This is a genomic window from Nocardiopsis sp. NRRL B-16309, from assembly GCF_001279585.1.
Taxonomy (GTDB): domain Bacteria; phylum Actinomycetota; class Actinomycetes; order Streptosporangiales; family Streptosporangiaceae; genus Nocardiopsis.
Map to the genome: position 1 here is coordinate 1 of NZ_LGEC01000108.1, position 10808 is coordinate 10808.

9 protein-coding genes are annotated in these 10808 nt (G+C 75.1%); 8 read left to right on the plus strand and 1 reads right to left on the minus strand.

What is annotated here, in order from left to right:
• Positions 1 to 96 precede the first annotated feature (96 nt).
• The 4 genes from ADL05_RS24365 to ADL05_RS24380 all read left to right on the plus strand — a co-directional run bounded on the left by ADL05_RS24365 (position 97) and on the right by ADL05_RS24380 (position 4495).
• Positions 97 to 1047 (plus strand): cell division protein FtsQ, encoded by a 951-nt coding sequence (locus ADL05_RS24365; protein WP_156366009.1) that lies wholly within the window; start codon positions 97 to 99, stop codon positions 1045 to 1047.
• Positions 1044 to 2816 (plus strand): ABC transporter ATP-binding protein, encoded by a 1773-nt coding sequence (locus ADL05_RS24370; RefSeq protein ID WP_053619350.1) that lies wholly within the window; start codon positions 1044 to 1046, stop codon positions 2814 to 2816. The genes ADL05_RS24365 and ADL05_RS24370 overlap by 4 nt, the downstream gene beginning before the upstream one ends.
• Positions 2809 to 3639 carry an energy-coupling factor transporter transmembrane protein EcfT gene (locus ADL05_RS24375; protein WP_053619351.1) on the plus strand — a complete coding sequence of 277 codons (831 nt, stop codon included), beginning with the start codon at positions 2809 to 2811 and terminating at the stop codon, positions 3637 to 3639. The genes ADL05_RS24370 and ADL05_RS24375 overlap by 8 nt, the downstream gene beginning before the upstream one ends.
• Before the next feature lie 352 nt (positions 3640 to 3991).
• Positions 3992 to 4495, plus strand: coding sequence for a DinB family protein (locus ADL05_RS24380; RefSeq protein WP_053619355.1), 504 nt, complete (start codon positions 3992 to 3994; stop codon positions 4493 to 4495).
• A gap of 93 nt (positions 4496 to 4588) precedes the next feature.
• Here the strand turns inward: ADL05_RS24380 and ADL05_RS24385 are convergent, their stop codons facing one another.
• The gene (locus ADL05_RS24385; RefSeq protein WP_053619352.1) at positions 4589 to 6709 is read right to left on the minus strand and encodes an acyltransferase family protein; all 2121 of its coding nucleotides are present in this window, start codon (positions 6707 to 6709) and stop codon (positions 4589 to 4591) included.
• A gap of 102 nt (positions 6710 to 6811) precedes the next feature.
• Here ADL05_RS24385 and ADL05_RS24390 point away from each other — a divergent pair, with 102 nt between their 5' ends.
• From ADL05_RS24390 to ADL05_RS24405, 4 genes are all read left to right on the plus strand, one after another.
• The gene (locus ADL05_RS24390) at positions 6812 to 7687 is read left to right on the plus strand and encodes an LLM class flavin-dependent oxidoreductase (protein WP_053619353.1); all 876 of its coding nucleotides are present in this window, start codon (positions 6812 to 6814) and stop codon (positions 7685 to 7687) included.
• A 377-nt stretch (positions 7688 to 8064) separates the two neighbouring features.
• Positions 8065 to 9090, plus strand: a complete 1026-nt coding sequence (locus ADL05_RS24395) for a zinc-binding alcohol dehydrogenase family protein (RefSeq protein ID WP_231640892.1) — start codon at positions 8065 to 8067, stop codon at positions 9088 to 9090.
• 163 nt (positions 9091 to 9253) lie between these two features.
• Positions 9254 to 10360, plus strand: coding sequence for a TetR/AcrR family transcriptional regulator (locus ADL05_RS24400; RefSeq protein WP_053619354.1), 1107 nt, complete (start codon positions 9254 to 9256; stop codon positions 10358 to 10360).
• Positions 10361 to 10532: 172 nt separating this feature from the next.
• Positions 10533 to 10808: ClpX C4-type zinc finger protein (locus ADL05_RS24405; RefSeq protein WP_304437798.1), on the plus strand; the 276-nt coding region annotated here is incomplete at its 3' end.

Genomic DNA, 10808 nt, shown 5'->3' on the forward strand with positions numbered 1-10808 from the left:
CCCCCGCCCCCGACCCGGCCCCCCGGACCCCGGCCCGCCCGCCCCACCCCCCCGCCCCCCCCCCCGCCGTACCCGTGTCCCCCGGAAAGGCCCACCATGTCCAAGCCGACGCCGTCCCGAACCCCGGACGCCCTCCGTCCCCCGGAACTGTCCTCCGGGCAGAAGCTCATGGTCTTCGTCCTGTCGATGACCCTTTTCGGCCTCGCCAACATCGTCACCGAGGTCCTCCCCGAGATCTCCATCGGCCCGGTCGAGCTGTCCGTCTCCTACCTGGCGTTCGTCCCCGTCGTCATGGTCTCCCTGTTCAACCCGCTCTACGCCGCCCTCGGCGCCCCGCTCGGCGAGATCGTCTTCGTCGACCTGCTGATGGGGGACTTCTCCGGCATCGGCGAGCTGGAGGGCTACCTCCAGATGTTCCTCGGCCTCTACATCGGCGGCTGCCTGGTCCGCGACCCCCGCCGCAGGCCGCAGCTGCTGCTGGCGGCCCTGGCTACGGTGACCGTCGACAAGATGCTCTCCGCCGTCGTGGACATCGGCAAGGTGTGGGTGGGCGTCGAGGACGCCGAGTACGTGGAGGGCCTGCCCCAGTCGATCCTGCTCCTGGAGGGCATCGGGTTCAGTACGGACCTGATCATCAGCGGTGTCCTGTTCGGCGCCCTGCCCGCCATGGTCCTGGCGCCCCGGCTGTACGGCAAGATCGAGCCGCTGCTGGGCCTGGCGCCGCGCGACCCCCGCAACCCCGTCCCGCTCGCCCAGCGCGGCACCGCCGCCTTCGCCCTGCTCGCGATCGTGCTGTCCTTCGTCTCGATGATCGCGGCCTTCACCTCCGAGATCGTGGACAACTTCGGTGTCTGGGAACCCGGCTTCATCGACCAGTACGGCCAGCGCTTCCTGTGGATCGGCGTCTCCGCGGCGCTGATCGTGCTCGTAGCGGCGGTCGCGGCGACGAGGTTCGTGCTCCGGTCGCGCCGTGAGCGCTCCGCCCAGGACGCGGGAACCGAGACGGAGGCCGCCGAGGACGCACCCGCCGGGAGTGATCCCCGATGAGCGGGCCCGACGGCACACCGGCCATCGAGGTGTCGGGGCTGACGTTCCGCTACCCCGGGGCCGACGACGACAGCCTGCGCGGCGTGGACCTGCGGATCGAGCGCGGCGACTTCGTCGCGGTGATCGGCGGGAACGGCTCGGGCAAGACGACCCTGTGCAAGTCCTTCAACGGGTTGGTCCCGCACTACTGGTCGGGGACCTTCGACGGCTCGGTGAGGGTCCTGGGCCAGGACACCCGCGACCTGACGGTGGGTGCCCTCTCCCACCTGGTCGGCTACGTCTACCAGGACTTCGGCAACCAGCTCGTGCGGCCGACCGTGCGCGACGAGGTGTCCTTCGCCCCGGTCAACTTCGGGCGGCCCGACCACCACGAGCGCACCGAGGAGGCCATGGGGCTGCTCGGTGTGGCGCACCTGGCCGACCGGTTCACCTGGCAGCTCTCCGGCGGACAGCAGCACCTGGTCGCCCTGGCCAGTGTCATGGCGCTGCGGCCCGGGGTCATCGTGGTGGACGAACCCGTGGCCGAACTCGACCCCGCCCGCGCGGAGCTCATCTACGCCGCGCTGGCCGACCTCAACACCCGGCTGGGCACCACGGTCGTGGTGATCGAGCACCACGCCGAGTTCGTGGCGCGCCACGCCCGCTCCGTCGTGCTGATGGCGGACGGCGCGCCGGTGTGGCACCTGCCCACCCGCCAGGCGCTGGCCCGCGCGGAGGAGCTGGACGCGCACGGCATCCCCGCGCCCCAGGTCGTGCGGGTCGCCCAGTCCCTGGACCCGTCCGGCCCCGTGCCCCTGACCGTCACCGAGTGCGTCGACCGGCTGCGGGAGAGGGGACTCGCCGCCGCCGTGGCGGACGCTCCTCGGGAGGGTGGGGACCCGGGTCCACCCGGACCGGTCACCGCCACCGCACCCGTGGCCGAGCTCTCCGGGGTGACCCACGGCTACCGGGAGGTGGGCGGGGACCTGTCCCTCGTGCTGAAGGGCCTGGACCTGACCCTGCGCGAAGGGGACCGGGTCGCCCTGGTGGGCGGCAACGGGGCGGGGAAGTCCACCCTGCTGCGGCTGCTCACCGGACTGAAGGTGCCGCGCGAGGGCACCGTCCGCGTGGGCGGCACCGACACCCGCACGACCAGCGCCGCCGCGCTGGCCGACCGGGTCTGCTACCTCTACCAGCGCCCGGAACAGATGTTCCTCAAGGACAGCGTCCGCGAGGACGTGGCCATGTTCCCCACCGGTCGGGGAGCCGCCGACGCCGCCGCACTGGTGGAGGAGGTCCTGGAGCGGGTGCGGCTGGCCGGCCTCGCCCACCGGGACGGCCGGCTGCTCTCCGGCGGGCAGCAGCGCCGCGCCACCCTCGGGATCGGCCTGGCCATGCGCCCGGCGCTGCTCCTGCTGGACGAACCCACCTCCAGCCTGGACACCGCCAGCCGGGACGCGGTCACCGCGATGCTGGCCGCGCTGTCCGGCAGTATCCGCTGCACGGTGGTGGCCACCCACGACATGCACCTGGTCGCGGAGTGGGCCGACCGGGTGGTGGTGCTCCAGGGCGGGCGCGTGGCCGCCGACACCGACCCGGCCGGGCTCTTCGCCGACGAGGAGCTGATGGCGGCCGTGGGCCTGGTACCGCCCCAGGTGGTCCAGGTGGGCGCGGGGATCGGGATGAGCCCGGTGCCGCTGTCGGTGGCCGAACTGCTCGCACGGCTGGAGTCCTCCGCGGTCCCCGCGGGGAAGATCCCGTCCCGTGCCGGAAGGAGCGAGCATGCGTAAGGAACGCGACCGGCTGTCCGTGGAGTGGGTCAAGCTCGAACTGCTGCGGACCGCCTACGCCACCAGGGGCGGGCTGCTGTCCCGGCGCGACCCCAGGGTCGTCATCGGCTGGTACCTGATCTTCGCGGTCGTCCCCTGGCTGACCCACAACATCACCGTGCTGGCCGGACTCTTCGTGATCTGCGCGGCCTTCGTGGTGCTCAGCCGCGTCGGCCCGCTGGTCCTCGGGCTCTTCATCATCGGCTTCGTCCTGGAGAGCGTCTACGTCCTGATCGCCGCGTGGATGTTCGGCGGTGACCTGGGCACGGTCCTGGCACTGGTGGAACTGACGCTGAAACTGGCGACCGTGAGCCTGGCGAGCATGGCGGCCTTCGTGTCGCTGGACCCGGAGAAGCTCTCCGACGCACTGTTGAGCCTGCACGCCCCGGCCATGGTCAGCTTCGGGGTGAGCTACGGCTACCGGATGCTGCCCATCCTGATGGAGGAGTTCCACACGGTCGTCGACGGGCACCGGCTGCGCGCCGCCCCGCTGCCGTCCAAGGGCCTGCTGGGGTGGCGGGTGGTGGTGCGGACGGCGACCACGGTGGTGGCCGCCTTCTATCCGCTGATGCTCAACACCGCCAAGCGGACGCGCACCACGGTGGAGGCGCTGGAGACCAGGGGGTTCACCTACGCCGCGGAGCACCCGGACGGGCGCCGGATCCGGCTCGCCCACCTCAGGGCGACCCGTGAGGACGCGCTGCTCATCGCGGTCAGCCTCCTGCTCATCGCCGCCGCGTTCGCCGCCGGCCACTCCTACCCCCTGTACGGCGCCGTCCAGTAGCGGCGCCCCGTTCCCGCCCGGCACCGGGGCTCCACCCCCCCGCTCCCGGCTCCCGCCCCGTCCCGGCTCCGGTTCCGGCCCGGTCGGGGCGCCGGGCCGCGTTCCCGACGGCGCCCCGCCCCCGACCGGGGGGCGTCGGCCCGTTCGGGACGGGCGCGCCGCACGTGTCGGGCCCTCCCCGTGATCGGGGAGGGCCCGGTCGTCGCGCGTCGTCGTCGCGCGGTCGGGACCGGCGGACGAGGACCCCTCCCACGGGCGGTGCCGGAGGGCGAGTTGCCGAAACCGCATGAGCGCGTGCCAGAGCGGGGTGTGGGTGAAGAGACTGGGCGCATCCGACGAGAAGGGGACCACCATGCCCACCGCCTCCCGCCGCGACCAGCGCGGCGACACCCCGCCGCCCCGGACCGGGACCAGTGAGGCCGCCGTCCTGCGCGGCTTCCTCGACTACCTGCGGACCTCGATCGCCGCGAAGGTCGAGGACGCACCGGAACCGCGGGTCCGCACGGCCGGGGTGCCCTCGGGCACCAACCTGCTCGGCCTGCTCCACCACCTGACCGCGGTCGAGCGCTCGATGTTCCTGGGGGACGACGTCACCGACTGGCCGGCGACCTTCCGGGCCGCGCCGGAGGACGGGGTGGCCGACGTCGTCGCCCGCTACCGGCAGGCCGTCGAGCGCGCGAACGCCGTACTGGACGGGTGCGCCGACCTGGCCGCACCGGTCCCGCGGCCGCGTCGGGCCCGCCGTCCCGCGCCCAGCACCCGTTGGGCCCTCGTCCACATGATCGAGGAGACTGCCCGCCACGCCGGCCACGCCGACATCCTGCGGGAGCAGATCGACGGCGCGACCGGGCGCTGACCGCCTTGGGAACCGACTTCGCCGGCAGGCGGTGCGTGTCCGACGGCGGTGCCGTCCGGGGGCGGTGCGCCTCCGGACGCGCCGCCGTCGGGCTCAGCCCCGCCGACCCTCGGCGCTGGCCCAGCGGCGGTCGAGTTCCGGCGCCAGGGTACGCATGAACGTCGCGCCGATGTGGCTGGCGTCCCAGTAGACGAGGACGTTGCCGATCACGGGGCGGCACACGTCCGGGCCGCAGAAGACGTCGGTCAGGTCCAGCACCGTGACGTTCGGCGGCAGGTCGAGCCCGTCCAACGGCGAGACCGCGGCCAGCGACCCCTCCGGTTCCACCGCGCACTCCTCTGGTCCGGACGAGGCCAGGCAGCCGGGCACGTCGAAGCCGAACCGGGGGGTGTCGCGCACGGCGACCACGTCGATCCCCAGGTCGCCGAGTTCGCGCCACCGGTCCACGTAGCCGTCCACGACCTGCTCCTCGCCGAACCCGGCCGACCCGTCCAGGCTGGTCGTCGTCCCGGTGGTGAAGACGGTGTCCGGCCGCAGCTCGCGCAGTTCGGCCATGACCCCGCGGTTCCACTCCGCGCACGCCGTGTACGGCTCGCCCAGGTAGGTCTGCGGGGCGTCGGTGAACAGGCACGCCCCCTTGACGATGTTGACCAGCCGCCAGTCGCGGGCGTCGGCGATCTCCTCCAGGGCGGGGAACCAGTGCGCGGCGTGCGAGCCGCCCACCAGGGCCACGGTGCGCACCGGGTCCCGCGACCCGTAGACGCAGGTGATCACCTCCGTCCCGGCGGTGGTCTGGTTGCAGCCGTCGGCGTAGGTCACGGGGGCGTCCTCGGCCGCCCAGACCAGGGGCGGGTACACGGGCAGGTCCGGGACCCGGTCACCGGCCGCCGCGCCGGGGTAGCTCGACCCGTCCGCGAGCAGGTCGGCCCACCGGGCGCGTTCGGCGGCCTGCTGGCCGGACCAGGCCGCCGCGGCCCCCAGGACCGGCAGCAGGCAGGCCAGGGCCGCCGCCGCCCCGCGCACCACGGCCCGGCGCCCGCCGCCGCGGCCCAGCCGGGCCACCCGGTCGGCCACCGGGGTGGTCGCCGCCGCCAGCAGCACCGACACCGCGAGCACCGCAGCCCCGCCCACGGGGGTCGCCAGGCCGCGTTCGGTGACGGCCAGGTAGACCACCAGCACCGGCCAGTGCCACAGGTACAGGGCGTAGGAGATCGACCCGAGGTAGCGCAGCGGCCGCAGGGTCAGCAGCCGGTCGGCGCCCAGGGCCGATCCGGAGGTTCCCGCCACGACGACGGCCACGGCCGCCAGTGTCGGCCACAGCGCCGCGTACCCCGGGAAGACGGACGACACCTGCAACAGCGCCCCGCACAGCACCAGCGCCGCCAGCCCGGTCCAGCCCAGCGCCACCCGCGCCACCCGCGCCACCCGCGCGGGTCGCAGGACCGGCAGCAGCAGGGCCAGCAGCCCGCCGAGCGCGAACTCCCACAGCCGGGCGCCGGTGTCGAAGTAGGCCCACGGCTGGTCGGCCCGGGTCATCAGGACCGAGTAGGCCAGCGACAGGACGAGGACGCCCGACAGGGCGCCGACCAGCACCGGCCGCGGGTCACGACCCGCACGCCGGGCCGCCCACACGGCGGCCGCCACCAGCGCGGGCCACAACAGGTAGAACTGCCCCTGGACCGAGAGGGACCAGAAGTGCTGGAAGGGGCTGGTGTCGCCGTCGCGCGCCAGGTAGTCCACCGAGCCCAGCGCCAGGCGCCAGTTCGTGTGGTGGAGCAGCGCCGCGACCGCGTCCCCCGGGGCCTCGCGCCACCGCGTCTCGGGCAGCAGGAGCCAGGTCGCGGCCAGGGTCGCCAGGGCGACGACGGCGGCGGTCGGCACCAGGCGCGCGGCCAGCCGCGCCAGGAAGGCGCCGTAGCGGATCCCCTCCTCGGTGGCCGCGCGGACCAGGGAGCCGGTGATGAGGAAGCCGGTGAGCAGCAGGAAGACGTCGACGCCGCCGGAGACCCGCCCCAGCCAGACGTGGTAGGCGGCCACCAGGAGCACGGCCACGGCACGCAGGCCGTCGATCTCGGGCCGGTGCCCGCCGGTGCCGACGGTGGTGCGCGGGGTCGGCGCCGACACGGGTCCGGTGCGGACGGCGGTGGGGGACACGGGTGGGGCTCGCTCTCGGAGGGGGAGGCGGGGGAGGGGGGGAGCGGGGAAGGCGGCCATTGTGCCCGCCCCGGATGACCGCGCGGCGACCTGCGGTCGACGAGTTCGCTTCGGTTCCGCGACGGATTGTGCGCGACCGTTCCGGGGCGGTAGGAAGGGGCCATGACTTCCCTCGGTGCCGTCTTCCGCCCCCAACTCCCTCCCGAACGGCTGCGCGGGGTCGTCCGCGCGGCCGACGAGGCCGGGCTGGACGAACTCTGGCTGTGGGAGGACTGCTTCCTGGAGAGCGGTGTGGCCACCGCCGCGGCCGCGCTGGCCTGGTCCGAGCACCTGCGCGTGGGCATCGGCCTGCTCCCGGTCCCGCTGCGCAACGTGGCGCTGACCGCCATGGAGGCCGCCACCCTGCACCGGCTCTTCCCCGGCCGCGCCGCCATCGCCGTCGGGCACGGAGTCCAGGACTGGATGGGCCAGGTCGGTGCCCGCGCGGAGTCGCCGCTGACCCTGCTGCGCGAGCACCTGGAGGCCCTGCGCGCGCTGCTGCGCGGCGAACGGGTCGACACCGAGGGCCGCTACGTCCGGCTGAGCGGTGTCGCGCTCGACTGGCCGCCCGCGACGCCCGTCCCCGTGCTGGCCGGCGGGCAGGGGCCCAGGACGCTGCGCCTGACCGGCGAGGCCGCCGACGGGACCGTCCTGGACGCGGACATGACCCCGGGCGCGCTCCCCGAGGCGCGCAGGCTGATCGACGAGGGGCGGCGCGCCGCCGGCCGCCCGGGCCGCGCCGACGTGGTCGTCTACCTGCACGCGGCCACCGGCCCCGACGCCCGGGACCGCCTGGCCGCCGAACTCGATGCCTGGGGCGGCCCACGGGCCGAGGACCACGGCGCGGCCGGGGACGCCGAGACCGTCGCCGGGGCCGTCCGAAGGCTGGCGGCGGCGGGCGCCGACACCGTGGTCCTGCAGCCCACCGCCGACGAGCCCGACCCCGAGGGGTTCGTGCGCTTCGTGGCGGAGGAGGTCCGCCCCCTCGTCCCGCGCTGACCGTGCTGGCCCCCTGACGCCGCTCGCGCTGACACTGACGCCGACCGCGCTGGCCCCCTGAAGCCGCCGCCCGTGCTGGCCCCGCTGACGCCGACCCTGCCGCCCGCGCCGACCATGGTGGCCCCCTGACGCCGACCGCGCCGACCGCGCTCAGCCGTCGTCGCCCGGCCCCCGTCGCCTCCTCGGCCAGCGCCCGCCGCACGCGGACGGTCAGGGCCGCCACGCGGACCTCGGCCGCGCGGCGCGCCCCGGCGGCGACGGGCTCCGGCTGGTCGTCCACCTTCCGGCCGCCCAGGACACCGAGCACGCCCTGGCCGAACCCGACGCGGCGGCGTCCGCTCGTTGACCCCGCCGGGCGGCCGTGCTGGAGTCGGAGCATGCCGATCCCCGCCGAGATGGACGCCTGGACCGTCGAGCGCCCGGGACCGATCAGCTCCCGCCCGCTGCGGCGGGTGCGCCGCCCGGTGCCGGTGCCCCGGGACCGCGAGATCCTGGTCCGGGTGCGCGCGTGCGCGGTGTGCCATACCGACCTGCACCTGGCTGAGGGCGACCTGCCGCCCCGGCGGCCGGGCACCGTGCCCGGACACGAGGTGGTCGGCCGCGTCGTGGCGGCGGGACCCGCGGCGGCGCGGTTCCCGGCCGGGACCCGCGTGGGCGTGGCCTGGCTGCGCTCGACGTGCGGGGAGTGCCGGTACTGCCGGCGCGGCGACGAGAACCTGTGCCCGACCTCGACCTATACGGGGTGGGACTCCGACGGCGGCTACGCCGAGTACCTCACCGTGGACGAGCGCTACGCCCACCCCCTGCCCGAGGCTCTCCCGGACCGGACGGCCGCCCCACTGCTGTGCGCCGGGATCATCGGCCACCGCGCCCTCGCCCGCGCCGAGCTGCCCGAGCGGGGCGTGCTCGGCGTCTACGGGTTCGGTGCCTCGGCCCACCTGGCGGCGCAGACCGCCCTGGACCGGGGCGCGCGCGTGCACGTGATGACCCGTTCGGAGCGGGCCCGGGAGCTGGCGCTCGACCTCGGGTGCGCCTCGGCGCGCGGCTCCGCGGAGCCTCCGCCCGAGCCCCTGGACGCGGCGGTCCTGTTCGCCCCCGTCGGCGACCTCGTCCTCCCGGCGCTCGCGGCGCTGGACCGGGGCGGCACGCTCTCGGTCGCGGGCATCCACCTGAGCGGCATCCCACCGCTGGACTACCAGCGGCACCTGTTCCAGGAGCGGTCCCTGCGCAGCGTCACCGCCAACACCCGGGCCGACGCCCGCGCCTACCTCGACCACGTCGCCGCGCGACCGCCGAGGGTGACCACGACGCCCTATCCCTTCGACCATGCCGACCGGGCGCTGGCCGACCTGGCGGCCGACCGGGTCGCGGGCGCCGCCGTCCTGGTCCTGGACGGCTCCTGAACCCGCCGACCCGGACGAAGGAGCCGCCGATCCGGACGAAGGGCGGCACACCGGTCAGCGGCGGCGGGTGCCGCACGACGCCCCGGACACGGGGATACCGCGACCACCCGGATGTTCGTCGTATCCCACCCTAGGATGGGACGACGCCGAACAAGGGAGGACGATGGTCCGGCTCAACAGGGTCGAGCAGCGGGCCCGCAACCGGGCCCGGGTGCTGGCCGCCGCCGGCGAGGAGTTCGCCGAGCGCGGGTTCCGGGACGCCAAGGTCGACCGCATCGCGGCCCGGGCCGACCTGACCCGGGGCGCCGTCTACTCCAACTTCCCCGGCAAGCGCGCCCTGTACTTCGCCGTCCTGGCGCAGGCGGCCGCACAGGCCGACCGCGAGGCCCGGTCCGAGGGCCTCACCGAGGCGGGTGCCGTCCACACCGTCGCCGACGCCCTCGGCGCCCTGGCACGCGCCTGGACCGAGCGCTTTCCGCTCACCGACTTCGGCGGACCGCCCGGCCTGGGCTCGGTGCTCACCCCCGAGGTCCTGTCCGACGAGCCCACGAGGCGCTCCTACACCCAGCTCAACCGGCTCGGGGCGGTCCTGCTCGGGCTCGCCCTGGAGGCCCTCGAAGGGCCGGGGGAGCCGGGGCGGCGCCGGGTGCGCCTGGCCGAGACCGTGCTCACCACCCTCGTGGGAGCGGCGCAGACCGCGGTCGTGGCGCCGGGCCTCGTGGACCCCTTCAACGTGATCCGCGCCTGCGAGCGGTTGGCCGGGCTCGACCTGGCCGACACCTGGCCGCTGCCCCACCTCGACCACGCGGTGCCGGCCGAGCCCGTCGACGAGCCGTGGTCGCCGCCCGCCGCGCAGGACGTGCTCCGGGGGAGCGAGGCCGCGCTCGGCGGGGACGGGGTGGTGCTCGTCCTGGGGCTGTCGCGGCTGGCGGCCGTCGAGGACGCGTTGCGCTCGGCGCCCGCGCACGCCGGGGTGGCGGCCGTGGTGGTCACCGACGACCCCGACGAGCGGATGCCGCTGGCCCGGCTGTGCGCGGCCGACCTCGGTGCGAGCCTGCGCCGGGCCTTCCCCGCGCACGCGCGCCCGCGCCTGCGCCTGGTGCTGGACGAGACCGGGGAGATCGCCGAGGCCGTGGCCGCGGGGGAGGCTGGTGACGCCGCCGAGGCGGCGGTGCAGGTGCGCGGGGGGCGGGTCGTGGCGCGCGCGAGCGGGCGCGGCGCGGGACACGCCGTGGCCATCTCGGGCGCACGCCAGGATGTGAGATCGTGAGGAGTGAGGTGGGACACGTGCACGGGTCTGTCCCCGGGGGCGCGGAGTGTGGCTTTGTCACCTGCCCTGACAGGAGATACCTTGAACATTCGGATGATGTGAACATCTGGCACGGGGGTTCGTTCCCGCCGCCGATCGCCCCGGGCGCCGCCCGTGTGAGGAGAACGTTCGAGTGACACGCACCGGTGACAGCGGGCCACTTCTGCAGTGCTCGTTCTGCGGCAAGGACCAGCGCCAGGTCCGCAGGCTGATCGCGGGCCCCGGCCACATCTGCATCTGCGACGAGTGCGTCGGACTGTGCAACGAGATCGTGGACGAGGAGGACACGGTCGAGACCTCCGATCTCGGCTGGGACAGTCTGCCGAAGCCGCGTGAGATCTATGAGTTCCTGGACTCGTACGTGATCGGGCAGGATCAGGCGAAGAAGGCTTTGTCGGTGGCGGTGTAC